16 protein-coding genes and 1 CRISPR repeat array (1 of these 17 only partly in view) are annotated in these 17,198 nt (G+C 44.6%); of the genes, 14 read left to right on the forward strand and 2 right to left on the reverse strand.

Translation table 11 applies throughout. From position 1 onward, the window contains the following. Positions 1–60: 60 nt before the first annotated feature. Positions 61–375 (reverse strand): glutaredoxin 3, encoded by a 315-nt coding sequence (grxC, locus tag QT973_RS05105; RefSeq protein WP_333269824.1) that lies wholly within the window; start codon positions 373–375, stop codon positions 61–63. Between the two features lie 251 nt (positions 376–626). Between grxC and QT973_RS05110 the strand changes: the two genes are divergently transcribed. Then, positions 627–842, forward strand: a complete 216-nt coding sequence (locus QT973_RS05110) for a hypothetical protein (protein ID WP_172188518.1) — start codon at positions 627–629, stop codon at positions 840–842. 290 nt (positions 843–1,132) lie between these two features. On the opposite strand, the gene QT973_RS05115 is transcribed toward QT973_RS05110, so the two are convergent. Then, complete coding sequence (locus QT973_RS05115) at positions 1,133–1,984, reverse strand: WYL domain-containing protein (protein WP_333052642.1); 852 nt, start codon at positions 1,982–1,984, stop codon at positions 1,133–1,135. Positions 1,985–2,407: 423 nt separating this feature from the next. Here QT973_RS05115 and mntA point away from each other — a divergent pair, with 423 nt between their 5' ends. The 13 genes from mntA (at position 2,408) to cas2 (ending at position 15,224) form a co-directional block, all read left to right on the forward strand. Beyond that, a complete protein-coding gene (mntA, locus tag QT973_RS05120; RefSeq protein WP_333052644.1) occupies positions 2,408–2,860 on the forward strand; it encodes a type VII toxin-antitoxin system MntA family adenylyltransferase antitoxin in 453 nt (150 codons plus the stop codon). Continuing rightward, positions 2,857–3,312: a type VII toxin-antitoxin system HepT family RNase toxin gene (gene hepT / locus QT973_RS05125; RefSeq protein ID WP_333390771.1), complete on the forward strand. Its 456-nt coding sequence runs from the start codon at positions 2,857–2,859 to the stop codon at positions 3,310–3,312. Before mntA ends, hepT begins: the two co-directional genes overlap by 4 nt. A 2-nt stretch (positions 3,313–3,314) precedes the next feature. Then, positions 3,315–5,420 carry a type I-D CRISPR-associated helicase Cas3' gene (gene cas3 / locus QT973_RS05130; protein ID WP_333390774.1) on the forward strand — a complete coding sequence of 702 codons (2,106 nt, stop codon included), beginning with the start codon at positions 3,315–3,317 and terminating at the stop codon, positions 5,418–5,420. Positions 5,421–5,669: 249 nt separating this feature from the next. Further along, positions 5,670–6,188, forward strand: coding sequence for a hypothetical protein (locus QT973_RS05135; RefSeq protein WP_333104000.1), 519 nt, complete (start codon positions 5,670–5,672; stop codon positions 6,186–6,188). Beyond that, positions 6,181–6,441, forward strand: a complete 261-nt coding sequence (locus QT973_RS05140; protein WP_333313012.1) for a DUF433 domain-containing protein — start codon at positions 6,181–6,183, stop codon at positions 6,439–6,441. Before QT973_RS05135 ends, QT973_RS05140 begins: the two co-directional genes overlap by 8 nt. Continuing rightward, a complete protein-coding gene (locus QT973_RS05145; RefSeq protein WP_333390777.1) occupies positions 6,438–6,821 on the forward strand; it encodes a DUF5615 family PIN-like protein in 384 nt (127 codons plus the stop codon). The genes QT973_RS05140 and QT973_RS05145 overlap by 4 nt, the downstream gene beginning before the upstream one ends. Further along, on the forward strand, positions 6,818–10,084 hold the full coding sequence (cas10d, locus tag QT973_RS05150; protein WP_333390780.1) for a type I-D CRISPR-associated protein Cas10d/Csc3: 3,267 nt from the start codon (positions 6,818–6,820) through the stop codon (positions 10,082–10,084). The genes QT973_RS05145 and cas10d overlap by 4 nt, the downstream gene beginning before the upstream one ends. Positions 10,085–10,127: 43 nt before the next feature. Then, positions 10,128–11,141, forward strand: a complete 1,014-nt coding sequence (cas7d, locus tag QT973_RS05155; RefSeq protein ID WP_333390783.1) for a type I-D CRISPR-associated protein Cas7/Csc2 — start codon at positions 10,128–10,130, stop codon at positions 11,139–11,141. A 5-nt stretch (positions 11,142–11,146) separates the two neighbouring features. Further along, positions 11,147–11,854, forward strand: a complete 708-nt coding sequence (gene cas5d, locus QT973_RS05160) for a type I-D CRISPR-associated protein Cas5/Csc1 (RefSeq protein ID WP_333390786.1) — start codon at positions 11,147–11,149, stop codon at positions 11,852–11,854. A gap of 342 nt (positions 11,855–12,196) precedes the next feature. Beyond that, positions 12,197–13,039 carry a CRISPR-associated endoribonuclease Cas6 gene (gene cas6, locus QT973_RS05165; protein ID WP_333390818.1) on the forward strand — a complete coding sequence of 281 codons (843 nt, stop codon included), beginning with the start codon at positions 12,197–12,199 and terminating at the stop codon, positions 13,037–13,039. A 276-nt stretch (positions 13,040–13,315) separates the two neighbouring features. Next, positions 13,316–13,909, forward strand: a complete 594-nt coding sequence (cas4, locus tag QT973_RS05170) for a CRISPR-associated protein Cas4 (protein ID WP_333208389.1) — start codon at positions 13,316–13,318, stop codon at positions 13,907–13,909. Positions 13,910–13,931: 22 nt separating this feature from the next. Next, positions 13,932–14,936 carry a type I-D CRISPR-associated endonuclease Cas1d gene (cas1d, locus tag QT973_RS05175; protein ID WP_333052662.1) on the forward strand — a complete coding sequence of 335 codons (1,005 nt, stop codon included), beginning with the start codon at positions 13,932–13,934 and terminating at the stop codon, positions 14,934–14,936. A gap of 15 nt (positions 14,937–14,951) precedes the next feature. Continuing rightward, entirely contained in the window at positions 14,952–15,224 is a 273-nt protein-coding gene (gene cas2, locus QT973_RS05180) for a CRISPR-associated endonuclease Cas2 (protein ID WP_333052664.1), read from the forward strand. A gap of 254 nt (positions 15,225–15,478) precedes the next feature. Further along, positions 15,479–17,198: a CRISPR direct-repeat array (repeat unit 37 nt; unit sequence GCCGAAAACAACCTAAAACCCTATCAGGGATTGAAAC); it runs 4,402 nt beyond the window's last position.

Genomic DNA, 17,198 nt, shown 5'->3' on the forward strand with positions numbered 1-17,198 from the left:
ATTCACTCTTTGTGGAACAGGCCCAAAAGCCTGTTCTTGGGAATGCTGCAATATCTCAGTTTAAACTGCTGGTTGAGCTAGCAGCGAATCTAACTCTCCTTCTGCATCGAGTTTGTGAATGTCATCGCAGCCGCCTACGTGTTGCTTATTAATGAAAATTTGGGGTACGCTGCGGCGTCCGTTAGCGCGATCGGCCATTGCTTTTCTAGCGGCTTCGTCGCCATCAATTTTGTATTCCGTAAAATTTACGCCTTTCCACCACAGCAAAGTTTTGGCGCGGATGCAGTAGGGACAGGTTTGCCAAGTATAGATTTCCACATTGGCTTTGATGCGATCGGGCTTGCGGCCCAAGATGGGATTGAGAAAATCAAGCATTTTCAGTACGGGGGTAAGGGTGGAACTCATTTAGAAATCATACCCAATGTATAAATTCCGCTGGTATGGGCGCATCTGCCAGAGGTGGGTTTTAAGCTGTCGGGCGATCGCCCTGTGACCCAAGTCACAACTTGACTCTACTCGGATCACTTGCTTTCACCCCTGACAATCACCTTCGCGGCCTCATTAATATCACTGAGCTTTTGAGGAAACCAGAAGATGATAAATATATCGAATTCAACCGCACTGCCATGCACCCCGTACAACTCCTCCCCGGCGCTATCTCTGAAATCCTCGCTTCTGTAACCGATACAGGCGTTTTGACTCTGGCGGATCGCTACGGTTTGATGGCCGCCACCTTCGACGACTCTCTGAATGATGAAGACAGAGGCTGTGTCAACCGGTTGCTGCGGGCGGTGCTCAGAGGCCGAGTCCAAGTAGTCAACGAACTTTCAGCAGCATTCTAATCGGGATTTGAAGTTTTGTTCTGAAGGCAAGGTGAGTCAGCGGTAGATGAAAATAGTGGAAACTCAGGCAGGAGTTGAAACAGCAGTAATTTGAATTCGATTTAAAGTTTTCTCCTCTAACTCAACAACGGTTTTTTTGTCAAAGCAGCCTTTACCGGCTGCTTTTTTTTTGATTTAATCGCGGGTTGTCAGAAACCGGGTTTTTACCAAAATACTGGATTCAAACCCTTAATCTCGGAAAAAACCCGGTTTCTTAAGTCTCTGTGTGTTTTTCGGTACTTCCAAGTCCTCTAATCGCGGATTTCGATGTTGTACTGGCGGCAGAGGGCGATCAGTTCTTGTTGGAAGCGATCGCGCACATTCTGGGGCGAGACAATCACGCAGTCTTTGCCGTACCGAAACACCTCTCGGAACAGCCAGAATCGGCTGGATACCCGCTTCACTACATGGCGCACGTCTCCCACCATTTCATTTGCCACATCGTCCTCCTCTTTGGCTTCATAGTTTCCAGCCAATCCCCTTAAAAAGTGTAAGTGTACTTCCAGATAGTCTATGGTTTCGCGCCAATTTTCACTGGCAGGTAGCAAGTTAACAATCTTGTCCAAACGCAAACACCGATTGTGAGCTAATTCCGGGATTTCTCTGGAGTCAGCATCGTCGCACCAGATTTCTAGGTACAGGCGCTTGTCGTAGAGGCGAATTTTGGCACTGCGGGCAGTAAATTCGCTCACTTTGTCTTTGCCGGACTGGTAAAACAGTCTGAACGGTTGGCGATCGTCAATCAGTTGATTGAGTCGAATCCGCCACGCTTCGGCAGTTTGGTTGACTTGTTCGAGCAACTTTTGCCGGAAAGGGGTTTCCAGATTGGCTTTGTCCAAAAGTAATGCCATGACGATCTGGGCGGCTTCGACTTCGCCAGAGTCGTTGAGGAATTTGACGGCTTTGTTCAAGGATTGTACCTGCACTGAATTGAGGGTAAAGGGTTCGCCCACTTCGATTTTTTGTTGGGCGATTGCGACCAGTAACCCAGACACACTGGGACTTTTGCCCCATAAGATACCGAGGCGAAGGGCGATCGCCTCTAGCTGTTCCTTGGTTCCGGTCGGAATTGAAAGTGTAATTGTCTCTTTTTTGCGGGGCATCAAACAAATTGTACTTGCACACTTGACAGATTGGGTTTTCAATGTAAATATAATTTTAGTGCAAGTACAAACATCCCAGAGATAACGAAGGCTATAAATTTCAGTCCTGGACGCATGGTAGTCAGAAACCGGGTTTTTTTACGAAAAGACGCGTTCTACCCGACAGTTCGAGTATAAAAACCCGGTTTCTTTGGTTTTATGCGTTCAGGACTGAATTTGAGAAACGTCGCCTGAGCCGGCAGTAGCACGAAACCGATTGTTGCTGAACGTCAATAATAGGGTGTAAGGCTATTTTGTCAGGGGATTGGAGGGAATTTTTCTCCTTCTACCCCTGTAAAGATAGAGTGCTAGAGACAATTTATTATGACTAGAAAAATTTATCTGTCCTAGTCGTCGAATTTGTTTACCCTACAAAAGTTAACCATGCTCCAAATTTCCCCAACACTGACTGAACTTCAGGAAATTGCTTCACAACTTCCCGAACAAATTCCTTACCTCAAAATGCTAATCCTCTTTGGTTCTCGTGCCAGAGGTGATACTCACCCAAAAAGTGATTGGGATTTTGCCGCACTTTACGATGAAAAGCTTAGGGAAGAATATTGCCAAGACCGGGGATTTTCTTGGTTTGAAGTTCCAGGAATTTTGGGTCAACTTTTTAGAATAAATAGTGACGATATTGATGTGGTGGAATTACATCGCTGTTCGTCGCTAATTGCTCATTTTGTAGCGCGAGACGGAATTTTACTGTACGAAACAGAATTAGGTAAATTTGAAGCTTTTAAACAACAATGTTTCATGACTGATGCAGAATTAGAAGTGCTGCGTCAGAATCTGCGACAAAAAATCGAGGTTGCGTTGCAAAGGAGGGGAGTATGAAGGAGATTGAGCCTGCCATCGTCCTAGCTAAGCTGGATTTTATGACAGACTATCTAGAGAGTTTAAGTTGTTTTGAGTCAATTTCTTTAGAAGAATATCTCACAAATCGAGGAAACCAGTTAATTGTAGAACGATTGTTGCAACTAATTATTCAAGTTGCACTTGATGTCAATAGATATTTGCTCAAGCGCTTAGAAGTCCAGCAACCGAATAGCAACTTTGATGTTTTTATAGAAGTTAGCAACTGTGGCATTATAACAGCGGAGTTAGCTAGCATCTTATCTCAATCAGGTGTTTTGCGTAACCGTCTGGTACATCTGTATGACGAAATCGATCCTGTCAAAGTGCATCAAGCCATCGATCTTGTATTGCAGAAATACCCGATTTATCAACGGCAAGTCACTACTTATCTAGATTCTCTTCGAGACAATAATAGATCAGGAATAGATTAAAAATGGCAAATTATTCTATAACTCTTAAACCCGTGTACTCATGTCCCGCCCAAACGCTTCCATCAGGCATTACCTTACCTCCGGGCTGGGACGGGCTCTCGCGGCATCAAGTCGAAACCTACGAAGCACTGCAAGACCCAAGCATTGATGTTGTCTTCAATACAGCAATGACAGGGGACGGTAAAAGTTTAGCAGCTTTTCTGGCAGCCGTGACCAATCGCACGTACACTTTAGCAATGTACCCCACAAACGAACTGGCGCGCGATCAGGAAAAACAGGTAAGAGGCTACAAAGCACTGTTTAAACCGGAAAACGACCCGCAAATTTATCGTTTGAATGCAGCGATTCTTGAGGATTTTATTGCAACAAATAAACTTTCTTCAAAATTAGCAGGATTGTGCGATCGCGCGGACAACTCAGAGATTTTACTGACAAATCCCGATATATTCCACTACATCCACGATTTCCGCTATTTGCGGCGAAACAAAGAAGGTAAAGGAGATAACCCCGATCGCCTGTTTGCCAAGATTGACGACAACTACAAACTATTTATCTTTGACGAATTCCACATTTTCTCATCTCCCCAAATTGCCAGCGTCATCAATGCCATCCTGTTAATTAAACATACATTTCCCGGCAAAAAGTTTTTATTCCTCTCTGCTACACCGAACGATTTGTTAGAGGAGTTTTTATCCAAAGCTGGATTAAAGCATCGCATCATCGATCCAGTCAAGCACGGAGGTTATCGGTTTGCAGCCGGCGACAACTGGCGGCAGATTAGTTATCCGATTAACTTGACTTTTCCGCAAAAGTTAGAACCAAACCTACGTTCCAGTTATAACTGGATTGTCGAAAATGCCGAAATAACGATTTTGAAATTTTTTCAAGATCATCCTGGGAGTAAAGGTGCAATTATCCTGAACTCGATCGCCGCTGTAAAAACCTTAGTCCCCAAATTCAAGGCGATTTTTGAACCGCTGGGATTGAAAGTCCGAGAAAATACTGGATTGACTGGTGAGACAGAGAAGTCTAAATCTGTTGAAGACGCTGACTTACTTTTGGGAACATCGACAATTGATGTGGGAGTTGACTTTCGGATTAATTTTTTAGTATTTGAAGCGGCGGATGCAGGGAATTTTATTCAGCGTTTCGGCAGGTTGGGGAGACATAAAGGGTTTGATATTTATCAAGCTTATGCTTTGCTACCTAACTTTATTATAGAAAGGCTGTTTGAGGCTGAAAATCACCCGCTGCAAGATGGCGAAACGCGCGATCGTATTAGTTTGTCCGAAGCCATCCGCCAGCATTACGGCTATGTCAATGAGTTTAAGCAATATCCCAAACGCTGGGGAGGAATTCAGTCAGCTTGCGTGCATTTAGAGTTGGAAAAAAATTATCAGATGAAAACCAAGTATCCCGAAGCAGCGGATAATTTTGCAGCCGATATTGAGCAAGCTTTGGGAGTTACGATTAAACAGATGCGAGGGCAGCTTTTCCGCTGTATGGAAAAGGAGAAAAAGAAAATTATTGAGGAGGCTCGAAGTTTTCGGGGTATCAGCCAGCTAGATTGTGGGATTTATGACACGACTAATCCCGATGAGCCGGAGAAAGAACGGTTTAAAACTTACAATCTCCCCAGTTTGCTCAGTAACTTTCATTTTGATTTGATGACAAGCGCCGACTTTATGGAGAGAGCTAAAAAAGCTGGGTTAGCAGTCAGCCGTTTTGATAAAGCTTTGTGTTATTTGAAATTGACTGGATATCGGGAATTGCGAGAAGATTGGCAGTTTTATTGCTCGCGAGACGATTTGGATGAGATTGCTAAATCCGGCAAGGTGCAAATCCTGAAAGGTTTGGAAGTGACAGGGGGAACTAACGAGATTAGCGGCAAATTATCTAATCGAGGTTTAGTGTGCTTTGTTTCCGATCGCGATCGCGCTACTTTGCGAGCCAAGTGTGGATTGCCCGTGCATTTCCAAGCCTATGCTTTGAGCGATCGATTTGATGGTAAAGCAAATTACACCATCGCGTTTGGGCGATCGGCGCTGTTGCTGGAGACGCTGATTTGGCACTGGAAACCGCAGCAGGATGAAGGTTGGATTTGCTGAAAAGCTTGAGGAGAAAGGGTTTAGCCCGACATCAGAAGGCGACAGTGTTTCAATCCCTGATAGGTATTTAGGTATTTCTACTAATGCAGCACTGAACTGCGCCCTTTGCTCCTTACTCAATAATACGCGATGTTGTTCCTGGCGACTAACCATTAGTCTATAGTGACTCTTCATCAATAAGGCTACAGTAACTACTTGACATTCGCGAGGAGAGGATGGCACGATGAGAACAACCTCAACAGACTTCTTATGGATATTCATCTCAACGACAGCGATATCTCTCAGATGCCAGAACTGCTAAGAACTTCGTTTCTCGACTGGCTCCCCAAACGCCTAAATATCAATCCGTCACAGCCGCCCGATCGAACAGCCCTTCCCCAGCAGCCCAGTAAACCGGAGACACCACCGACTCAGTTAACTCTCGATTTGGCACTTGCCAGCCAGACTTCAGAGGAGAAAGCGGACAACTCCCATGTCAAGCTGACTCAGCTACTTGACGCGGGTATCACCAAGCGAGGAATGCCTGTGCGAGTCAAACTGAAGCGGGATGTTGCAAAAAAGTTAGGTCGGGACTATATCAATAGCCTGGAAATCTCCATGAAAGGAACCATTGTTTACGACGGACAAGATTTTGATAAACCGAGTCCCTTGGCAACAAAAATAAATCGCGGTTCAGCTAATGGCTGGGAGTACATCGAGGTTAAGAAGAATCACCAGTGGATTTGTTTAAATGAATTGCGCGAAACCTGGAGGAAGACCAATGACTAGAGATAATTTACTGTCCCGAATTTCGATCGATCCAAATATCTGTTTTGGAAAACCCTGCATTCGCGGCCACCGCATTTGGGTTTCCCTAATCCTTGACTACCTAGCTGGAGGCATGACTGTTGAGGAAATCCTAGAAGCATATCCAAGCATAGAAAGAGACGATATATTCGCTTGTATTGCTTACGGTGCCGAAGTAACGCGAGATTATTATACCGACATTCCATTAGGAAAAAAGGAGGAAGCAACTACGTGAAGTTAAAGCTAGATGAAAATGTCGATCTTCGCGTTGTTACCTTTTTACGTTTGGCAGGGCATGACGTAGAAACAGTACCAAACCAAGGTTTGACTTCAGCACCCGATGTCGAACTGATTAATGTTTGTCGTCAAGAGGAAAGATGTTTAGTTACTGCCGATCGCGGATTTGGCAATCGGATGCGGTTTAATCCATCTGATTATGCGGGGATTGTTGTAATTCGGCTAACATCTCGTGCGAATTTTACAGAGTGGAGAGAAGCAATAGAAACGTTAATCCTAGGATTAGAGCAAGCCGAAGTTTTTGGGAAATTGTGGATTATTCGACAGGGTACGATTCAGGAATATCAACCCACTCAACCAGAGGAAACAGAATCATGAATGTAGATGAACTTTACCAATGGCTGCATTCTTCCGATGATGATGACAGTGAAACGCCTGCAAAATACGAACTTTTGACAGTTCGCTTATTTAAAGAAGCAATTCGAGAAACGGCAGGAAATGAGGGCGATCGCCTTTTAGCATCCTTCGCCGAAAACGTCCTGCCAAAGCTGATCCAAGGACTCGCAGGAACTACAGCCAAAGGCGGTCAATTTACCGAAGACAGGCGCGCCGAAGGCAAAAATATTGATCGCAGCAAACACGATCAATCCTTTACTTCTCACCTACTTAACGGCTTATTCCCAACTTACCGAATTCTCAAAAGACTCAAGACAGAGACACCTGAAACTAATCCTGTTAAACGCAACTGCGGTGAAACAGAAATAGCTTTGTTCATAGCATCGTATATCCTGCACGACTTCGACAAATTTTCCGATTATCCAGGATGGCTAAAAACTAACGATTTAGAGGAAAAATTTGCCAACCGAGACTGGCGAACAAAACCACCTCACAAAGACGAAGCCCCCAATTTTGGACGCGATTATGTTGCTCTAAAAATTCAACAACTTGGATTAGATAGTTTATTAGGGGAAAATTGGCGATCGCACATTGATGATCTTGTGTGGATGAGCAACAATGCCGGAGTGAAACATGATAGCGATCGCGGTCTGGAAATTCGCGGATTGCAGCCTAAACTCGATGGTAGAATCCGAGGAACTATAGCCAATTTAGTCAGACTCTCAGACTTATTCGCCTCAGTTATCAAACATCCCAGCGATGCCGAAGCTAACGGTTTATCTGAAGTTTTGACTTCCCTCAGCAACGGGCAACTTAAATTTAGCTATCACTCGCTCTCAGACAATCGCGGAGTATTGACAAATATCATTAACAATGCTCTGATGGATGCTCATCCCAGCGAGTTTTATACGCCACTGCTGTATTTGCCAGATGGTGCAGTTTATCTCGCTAAAACCGATGCACCGGCCATCGAAACTGCTGAAATTCCTAACCAAGTTATCGCAAAAATTCGCAAGCTTTGTGCCGAGAGATTGAAGCTCAAAACAATAGGATTTAGCCGAGACGGAAAAGGCTTTAAATTTGGTGAATTTTACTGGCTGTTTTTTGATATAATCGAACTCATGGGAGTTAGCATCGAAGCAGCTTGCAAACTCATTACCAGCACCAAAGCATCCTCTGCTAAAAAGCGCAGCGACAGCTTGCTAAGTTTCCAAAAAGATGGAGATTTGCCCGGTGAATTGAAGCTAGAATTTCCCGAAGATTATCGAATAGACAGGCTAGCAGAATTTGGCGATATCCTGTGTCGGGGCATTTGGAATAAATGGCAGGAACGCTTGAGTGATTCTCAAAAAGAATTGCCCAAAGCTAAACGGCAAAGCCCGCCGGAATTAGATTTGACTCAAAAACTTGCAGAACATTTAGATTTAGCCGACCAAATCCCCGCTTTAAAAGCAATTCAATCTCTCAAAAAAACAGGCGGCGTTCCTCTGGATTGGTATTACTTAGCTGCACAGTATTTTGAACGAAATAAAGGATTAGATGAAACTCAAGTGCGCGCCGTCTTAACCGATATGGTTGAATGTGCAGTCACTCTCATCAAACCCATCGCCGAAAAGTTTGAAATTCCCGACGGCTGGAACGATTTGCGGACTTATGTCAGCCGCATTGTTTCCTTGCCTACGGGGGCAGTTGTCAAACCAGAAACCGATCCGTTTTTACTAGAATTGGCGCGCTACAGTGCAGCCAAAATCACAGGGAGAGGACGCGAAAATGTTTGTGCGATGTCGAGTTCGGCTTACACTGTGACAGAACAAATGGAGGCGGCGACTTTATTTACTCCCCAAGTTTACAGCAACCGCCAAATTTTGTTTAACGCGCAAGCTGCCAAGCGTCAAATTTGCTCAATTTGGTCTATCGAAATCATGTTGAGACAAATTTTGATGAATCAAACCAATGCCACAGGAGGAGACTTTGAAGGCCGCAAATACCGCTATCTCTATCTTTACCCCGCTTACTTCTTTACTCCAGAAACAAACAAGTTTCTTCAGAAAGCTTACAGTTGGATTGCTAGGACGAGATTTGATGCTGATATTCGCAAGCACTTAATTACTGACAAACAAATTGCCAATTTTACCCTTGACAAGTATCAACAGGTTGATTCATTATTGATTCAGGAGAATTTGCAAGCAGAAGACGATCGCACTTTCAAGATCAGCTATCCCGACAATCAACCGCTGACCTTTTTCTTCCTAGCATTGCCACCAGGAAAAGATGCCACAGATACGGAATCTTGGGTAATGCCAGCTTGGTTAGCCTTTGCTTTACCGCTAATCCTCGATGTCAAAACAGTGGCATCCGAGTCGCCAGTACCGCCATTCATTAGCGGTGCAGATTTTGAAAAAACCGTTGTGATTGATGGCGAACATCAAGCAATTCGTTCTCTGATTAATCAAGATGAATATCGCTTAGACGGCATTTTGCCTCCGCCATCAAATCCGCCTAAATTTTCACCGCTAAATGCTCTAAGTGCCGCTTACTGCATTCACTTAGAAGTCAACCGCAAAAAAGATGGCAATCCCGACTGGGGGAAATTGTCAGATTTAGCACGCGATTTAGAAACCAGTCCTCTTTATGTCTTTCACTACCTGAATAAATGGCTGCGAAAACAAGACAAACTTGAGTCCGTACCCATTGCCAAAATCCGCCTGTACCTAAATTTTTACTACTACTTTGAACCGGAGGGACAAACCGTGAATCAAATGCGAGAACTGACCGAACTGTACCGCCGCTTTTATCGGGCAAAAAGTCAATATGCGAAAGCTAATGCCGTGCTAAAACCTATTGACGAAGCGGCTGACGTTATTCTGAAATTTGACAAAGCTTTAGCCAACAATACCGAATCTTTAACAGATATTGTGGGCGGGCGTTTATCAAAGCTCATGAATAACGTGCGGCGGCGGGCGGCGGAAGGAAAACCGACACTTGCTTTTGTTGATGGGAAGTGGAAACCTGCTTTGAATTCTGAGGAAGAACGGCAAGCAATTTATGATTTTGCCAAGTATTTTGTGGAGGTGATTTTTGATGGGAGTTTTAAGGGCGATCGCGCGCGTTTAGCAGGCACTCAACTCAACTTAATCCGGGATACTTGCGATTACCTTTATCGCTTGGAAGATGACAAAGAACGCAAGGAACGCAAGCAGGAAGAACCTGATGAAGTTCCCGAAACAGAAACAGAATCCGCCTAAATAGTCCCCATTTTTGCAATCAAATTGTACTGGAGAAACAACCATGAAATTTCTGAAAACCCTTGATTCTAAGTTTTTTCACGATGAAATTCCCGCAAAACCGATGGGAAAATATGCTCATTTTATCACCGTTCGCGTCACCGAATCTTATCCGCTGTTTCAGACAGACGGCGAATTGAATAAAGCCAGAGTAAGTGCTGGAATTGAAGACAAAACGCAGATCAGCCGTTTAGCAATGTTTAAGCGGAAACAGTCTACACCAGAACGTTTAACAGGACGCGAGTTGCTGCGAAATTACAAAATTGGCGACTGGGAAAAGTGCGACTACAACGTCGATTTCAGCAAAACTACTCCTGATTGTATTTTGTACGGTTTTGCGATCGGCGATTCGGGTTCTGAGAAATCCAAGGTAGTTGTAGACACTGCTTATTCCATCACTCCCTTCGACGATTCTCACCTCAATTTCACCCTCAATGCACCGTTTGAAAGTGGAACAATGAGCCGTCAGGGGGAAGTTACCAGCCGCATTAACAGTCAAGACCACATTTTGCCTCAAGTCTTTTTTCCCAGCATTGTAACGTTGAAAGACCCCACAGAAACAGGTTTTCTATACGTTTTCAACAACATTCTCCGAACGCGGCACTACGGGGCGCAAACTACCCGCACAGGTCGAGTTCGCAATGAATTAATCGGGGTAATTTTTGCTGATGGCGAGATTGTTAGCAATCTGCGGTGGACGCAAAAAATCTATGACTTGATGAGTGCTGCGGGCAAAATTAATCCCCCAGATCCTCTCAATGAAGATGATGTTTTGACTCATGCGAATCGAGCAATTTCTGAACTAATGGATGGAGAGTGTATCTCACACCGTGATTTTCTCGGTGAATCTTTTAATAGCCTTTTGGCAGAGGTTAAATCGATTTCCAGCGATGAAACTCAATTACAAGCAATGCTGACTCAAGCTAATACCGAATCAACAGCTTATGCTCAGAAACATATCTTAAAAAGTTCTGAAAAAGGCAAGAAAGGTAAAAAAGCAGTTGCACCTACGGAGTAAAAATCGTGGCTTTTATTTACCGCTGTCAAATCGAGTTGCACGATAGCCTTTATTTTGCAACTCGCGAGATAGGGAGACTTTACGAAACTGAGCCGATAATTCACAATTACGCGCTTTGTTACGCCCTCGGTTTGGTGGATAGCGAAATCTATTCCACCACCGTTTCTGAAGAACATTCCTATCGCTATTTCTGTCCCGAACAAGTTCCTAAATACGAGCCGCATTTAACGGCGCTCAACCAACAGGGGATTTATGTTACTCCGGGGCGATCTATTTCTCACTCCTCTACTCTCAACACTTGGAAATATGCCAACAATAACTATCACGTTGAGATGGAGAAAACTCAGAAAAATATCCCTAGTTTTGGCAGAACCAAAGAAATTGCGCCGGAAAGCAAATTTGAGTTTTTCATAATCTCAGAGAAGTCTCTGAAACTGGCAAAGTGGATACGGTTGGGAAAGTGGATGAGCAAAGCAGCAGTCGAAATCGTAGAACAGAAGGAAGTGAAGCGCTCGACTTCTGAAGCTAACTTAAATTTTCCCTATCTGCTAAATCCTTTAGATGTGATGTTTTCCCATCAAGTGATTAGCTACGATGTGGTTAATATGCCTCCGGTTAGCCTCATCCAAAATGTCAAAATGCTAGGGCGATATTACGAGTTTGAGCCACTCAAAATTCCCGCTTGTATGGAATACCGCTTTCGGGCAGATTAATAGGAGGCAGAGCCTCTAGAAATGCGTTCCCAGGTAGAACCTGGGAACGAGCAATTTACCATAATTCCTGTAGGGGCGGGTTCACCAATATCTGTAATAAAAACGAGAGATTCTGTAAACCCGCCCCGATCTTCAATTATGGTCGATCGTTCCCATATCCTATCATATGATATCCCTTGGCTTGACCGTAATACCCCGACCGCGGCGGGTTTTTGAGATTGTCAATTATTGGCAGATATTGTTGGTAAACCCGCCCCTACAATATTATCGGTAATCGATCGCAAATCATATCATTTCCTGGTGGTCTGCAATGCTTTCAACAATCACCAACCATTAACTAATATGCCACACAGCCTAGTCCTCAACATCCTCCCCCTGGCCCCAATTCCCCCCGGATACCTCACCGGAAGACACCTGCACGCCCTCTTCCTCACCCTCGTGAGCTCCGTTGACAAAAAACTCGGCGATCGCCTCCACGAAGCCACCGCCCAAAAATCCTTCACCCTCAGCCCTTTGCAAACTAAAAAATGCCCTTTCAAAAAACACCATTTCCTGCAATGGGAACACACAGAAACGATTCCAGAACACACCCTCTGTTGGTGGCGAATTACTCTGCTTGATGACACTTTATTCGGCAAATTAACTCAGCTTTGGCTGAATCTCAATCCCTCGAAGCCGTGGCATCTGGGCCCAGCCGATTTGATGATTACCAAGATTCTCGGAACGCCCCAAGTAGATCAGCCTTGGGCTAATGCTTGCGATTACTCTCAATTGTACGATCGCGCTTCCGAAACTAATCGCTTAATTGCCTTCAGTTTTGCAACTCCTACTACCTTTCGGCAGGGAAAATTTGATTCCGTGATTCCTACTAGAGACTGCGTTTTTAATAGTCTCCTCAGTCGTTGGAATAAGTACAGCCCGATCGCACTTCCCGATCTTTCCTTCGATGCACTTTTTTCGACATTTGTCAATATCCGCAGTGAAAAATTGACAAACTATCAAAGCGATTTTGTCGGCATGGTTGGGGAGGTTAGTTATCGGATTTTGGGAGATGTGGAGCCTTTAGCGATTAAGCAAATTAATGCTTTGGCTGATTTTGCTGTTTACTGCGGAGTGGGGAGGAAAACTCCGATGGGGATGGGAATGACTAGGCGAATAGTTGTTAAAAAAGTTCTTGATAACTGAACGTAAAACCCATAGTCCGCCAGGGGTTGAAACCCCTGCCTAATAGCTAAAGTCCTCTGAAGAGGACTGCAAGAATGAATGATTAAATTACTGCTTCAGTCGGTTTCAACCTTTGCGCTTACTGTTACCGATAAGCTCAAAATATCATCAATGATTAAATTACTGCTTCAGTCGGTTTCAACCGACTTTAGCTATGAGACAGGGGTTTCAACCCCTGGCGGAATGGGGCATCACTAATTAATTCCAATTACTAATTTCCTACAAACCATCAAAATTATGAACGATTCTGATTACATTTCGATCGCAACTCTCAACCAGTATTCTTACTGTCCTCACCGCTGCTGGCGAATGTCTTGTGCGGGAGAATTTACCGATAATCAGTATACCATTGAAGGGACGAGTTTGCACGATCGCGTTCACACGATGGGCGAGATTAACCGGGATGAAACTTGGCAGGTGCGGGCGATTTGGCTGAAATCCGAGCGCTACAAACTGATTGGTAAATCGGATTTGATTGAGTCGGCTGAGGGTGAGATTTACCCCGTGGAATACAAGCGGGGACGGAAGGGGGAATGGGATAATGATGAGTTGCAAGTTTGCGCCCAAGCGCTTTGTTTAGAGGAGATGACGGGGAAAACTATTGCGACTGGATATGTGTATTACGCGCAGTCGCATCAGCGGCAATTAGTCGAGATTTCTGAGGGTTTGAGACAGGATGCGATCGCCACTATTGAAAAAGTCGGTGCTCTTTGGCGATCGGGAAATATCCCTTTACCAGTTTACACCGCTCGGTGTACGGGATGCAGTCTTTTTCCCCAATGTCTGCCCCAAGCTGCGGCCAAAGTCAACCGCTATCAAGAAGCAAGTTAACCTGCAAATAGGAGAATTCACAATGGGAACAGTTTACATTACTCAAGAAGATGCTTTTATTGGCAAAGTCGATGAACGTCTGACGGTTAAAGCTGACAAAAAAAATCTGTTGGACGTGCCATTAATTAAGATTGATGGGGTTGTTGCATTGGGACGCGCTACAGTTTCGCCGGCTGTGGTTGTGGAACTTTTGGAACGTCACATTCCTTTAAGTTTTTTGACGCTAAACGGACGTTATTTGGGGAGGTTGGAACCGGAGATGACGAAAAATATTTTTGTGCGAAAAGCTCAGTGGCAAGCGGCTGGGGAATCGGAAAAATCCGTGCATTTAGTGAGAGGCTTTGTACGGGGAAAACTCAAGAATTACCGCAATACTTTGTTAGAATGTCAGCGCAAATATTCTCCACAGGATTTTGAAAAACCCATTGCCCAATTGAAACAAGTCATCGCGTCTATTGAGAAAACTTCGAGTATTAATTCTCTGCGAGGATTGGAGGGGGCGGGTAGTGCGACTTATTTTGGCTGCTTCAATCAACTGATTCGCGTGCCAGATTTTAGCTTTGAAGTTCGCCGCCGCCGTCCGCCTACTGACCCGGTAAATTCTCTGTTAAGTTTGGGATATTCTCTGCTGCGGCACGATGTTCAAAGTGCGGTGAATATTGTGGGATTCGATCCGTATTTGGGATATTTGCATTTTGAGCGCTATGGCCGTCCTTCCTTAGCGCTGGATTTGATGGAAGAATTTCGACCTTTGGTAGTTGATGCTGTAGTGTTGAAGGCGATTAATTTGCAGAAAGTTTCGCCTAATGATTTTACGGCAGAACCGTTGAGCGGGGCGGTTTCTTTAACAAAAGAAGCGCTGCACAATTTTTTGCGACTTTACGAAGAAAAGAAGCAGTCAAAGTTCAAGCATCCTGTGATGGGAAAGTTGTGTAGTTATCAAGAAGCTTTTGAAATTCAAGGGCGGCTGATGGCTAAGTATTTGATGGGTGAAGTTGATAAGTATCCACCTTTGATTTTGAAATAGGGAGGCAATTAAGTTATGTTTGTTTTGGTTTGCTACGATATATCTGAGGACAAGCGCCGCACTAAGATTCACCAGATTCTCAAGTCTTATGGGGAATGGAAGCAGTATTCGGTGTTTCATTGCGAGGTGACGGATACTCAGTATGCCCGGATGCGCCAACGTCTGAGTAGGGTGATTAAGTCGGAAGAAGACAGCATCCTGTTTCACTATTTGTGTGCTTGCTGTCAGGGGAAGATCGAGCGGATTGGCGGCCGGGCACCGCTGGATACTACGATCTTTATGGTTTGATTTTGCGTCTGGCTGTAGGTGTTAAACTGAGGGGGTGAATTTTAATGGCTGAGAGCTTTGCCAGGACTGGGTTTGCGGTGGTTTGTACCTCATGCGGGTCAGACGCAAATGCTGAAAGCTTTACTGGGAAAGAGTTTGAGGTCTATTTGAAATTTGCCCCCTTGACAGGGCGATCGCTCAAATGGTATATTGATTGCAGTCAGACGCAACTGAACCTTGAAAACCTTATATTTCAAGCCTCCCAGACCCCGGCGGCCGAAAACAACCTAAAACCCTATCAGGGATTGAAACTCATTTTGTTAGGGAGTGATTCAAGTCACTCCCGCTGCCGAAAACAACCTAAAACCCTATCAGGGATTGAAACCAGCCCTAGCTCTCTGGCTGCTAGGTGTTCATCTAGGCCGAAAACAACCTAAAACCCTATCAGGGATTGAAACCAGCTAATTGTTTTTTGACGATGGGAACTAAATCTGCCGAAAACAACCTAAAACCCTATCAGGGATTGAAACATTGACGGGTACTTGCGGCCTTTATTTTATTTAAAGCCGAAAACAACCTAAAACCCTATCAGGGATTGAAACATCAACGACGGGAACGACCGAGCCGATCGGACAGTGCCGAAAACAACCTAAAACCCTATCAGGGATTGAAACTACAGTATAAGCCAATAGCGTGTAAACTGTCTACACTGGCCGAAAACAACCTAAAACCCTATCAGGGATTGAAACGCAATCTAGGATTATCTGAGGCGTAGACACTCCCTGCCGAAAACAACCTAAAACCCTATCAGGGATTGAAACTCTTTGAGTGTCCAGCCAGCCTTGAGCCTGATTTTGAGCCGAAAACAACCTAAAACCCTATCAGGGATTGAAACGCGCTTATTTGAGCACCAACACCAGTTTGATAAAGCCGAAAACAACCTAAAACCCTATCAGGGATTGAAACTGAAGAAAATTGAAGAGTGTTCCTTCAAAATCGGGCCGAAAACAACCTAAAACCCTATCAGGGATTGAAACGCAGCGAAAAAACCCCCGGCGCGAACCGAGGGCGCCGAAAACAACCTAAAACCCTATCAGGGATTGAAACGCGAACTGCACCGACGAACAAGTACACCAAAGCTCGCGCCGAAAACAACCTAAAACCCTATCAGGGATTGAAACCCAACTGGGTGGAACAAGCATTACTCGATTTCGCGAAGCCGAAAACAACCTAAAACCCTATCAGGGATTGAAACAGCAAGAAACATTGAATGCGAAAACGGCGAAACCGCCGAAAACAACCTAAAACCCTATCAGGGATTGAAACGTTGATAGTTAGACACGCAAAATCAAATGCAAGGCGCCGAAAACAACCTAAAACCCTATCAGGGATTGAAACTACCGAAGTTTTGCGAAAAGAAGTCTGGATAGGCGGAACGCCGAAAACAACCTAAAACCCTATCAGGGATTGAAACGGTCTCTCCCACACGTCAGCATGGGAACACTGGAGCCGAAAACAACCTAAAACCCTATCAGGGATTGAAACATGTCAGCGGGCAGACCACTAAATCCAATGTTAATGCCGAAAACAACCTAAAACCCTATCAGGGATTGAAACAACGGCCGCTGTACTTGGTAGCCGACGATCTAAAGCGCCGAAAACAACCTAAAACCCTATCAGGGATTGAAACCGACAAATTCCCCGTATTGACACTTCTTTTTAAGCCGAAAACAACCTAAAACCCTATCAGGGATTGAAACGCGCTCTTGTAGGCTTGCGATCAGGTAAGTTTCGCCGAAAACAACCTAAAACCCTATCAGGGATTGAAACTTCCGATATGGTGCTACCTTTGCAAATACGCTTGAGGCCGAAAACAACCTAAAACCCTATCAGGGATTGAAACACATCAAAATCTAATGCTTGCGGATTCCTTAGAGCCGAAAACAACCTAAAACCCTATCAGGGATTGAAACCCGTGAGGGTGTTGGCTTCTTC

Source organism: Microcoleus sp. Z1_A1 (genome assembly GCF_036700305.1).
Lineage (GTDB): Bacteria > Cyanobacteriota > Cyanobacteriia > Cyanobacteriales > Microcoleaceae > Microcoleus.

What these genes read in the sequence shown, in the direction of transcription:
- hepT (WP_333390771.1), top strand. Translation starts at nt 2,857, where the DNA reads ATGAAGGAGATTGAGCCTGCCATCGTCCTAGCTAAGCTGGATTTTATG.
- mntA (WP_333052644.1), top strand. Translation starts at nt 2,408, where the DNA reads ATGCTCCAAATTTCCCCAACACTGACTGAACTTCAGGAAATTGCTTCA.
- QT973_RS05140 (WP_333313012.1), top strand. Translation starts at nt 6,181, where the DNA reads ATGACTAGAGATAATTTACTGTCCCGAATTTCGATCGATCCAAATATC.
- QT973_RS05110 (WP_172188518.1), top strand. Translation starts at nt 627, where the DNA reads ATGCACCCCGTACAACTCCTCCCCGGCGCTATCTCTGAAATCCTCGCT.
- cas4 (WP_333208389.1), top strand. Translation starts at nt 13,316, where the DNA reads ATGAACGATTCTGATTACATTTCGATCGCAACTCTCAACCAGTATTCT.
- cas1d (WP_333052662.1), top strand. Translation starts at nt 13,932, where the DNA reads ATGGGAACAGTTTACATTACTCAAGAAGATGCTTTTATTGGCAAAGTC.
- grxC (WP_333269824.1), bottom strand. Translation starts at nt 375, where the DNA reads ATGCTTGATTTTCTCAATCCCATCTTGGGCCGCAAGCCCGATCGCATC.
- cas7d (WP_333390783.1), top strand. Translation starts at nt 10,128, where the DNA reads ATGAAATTTCTGAAAACCCTTGATTCTAAGTTTTTTCACGATGAAATT.
- cas6 (WP_333390818.1), top strand. Translation starts at nt 12,197, where the DNA reads ATGCCACACAGCCTAGTCCTCAACATCCTCCCCCTGGCCCCAATTCCC.
- cas10d (WP_333390780.1), top strand. Translation starts at nt 6,818, where the DNA reads ATGAATGTAGATGAACTTTACCAATGGCTGCATTCTTCCGATGATGAT.
- cas2 (WP_333052664.1), top strand. Translation starts at nt 14,952, where the DNA reads ATGTTTGTTTTGGTTTGCTACGATATATCTGAGGACAAGCGCCGCACT.
- QT973_RS05115 (WP_333052642.1), bottom strand. Translation starts at nt 1,984, where the DNA reads ATGCCCCGCAAAAAAGAGACAATTACACTTTCAATTCCGACCGGAACC.
- QT973_RS05135 (WP_333104000.1), top strand. Translation starts at nt 5,670, where the DNA reads ATGGATATTCATCTCAACGACAGCGATATCTCTCAGATGCCAGAACTG.
- cas3 (WP_333390774.1), top strand. Translation starts at nt 3,315, where the DNA reads ATGGCAAATTATTCTATAACTCTTAAACCCGTGTACTCATGTCCCGCC.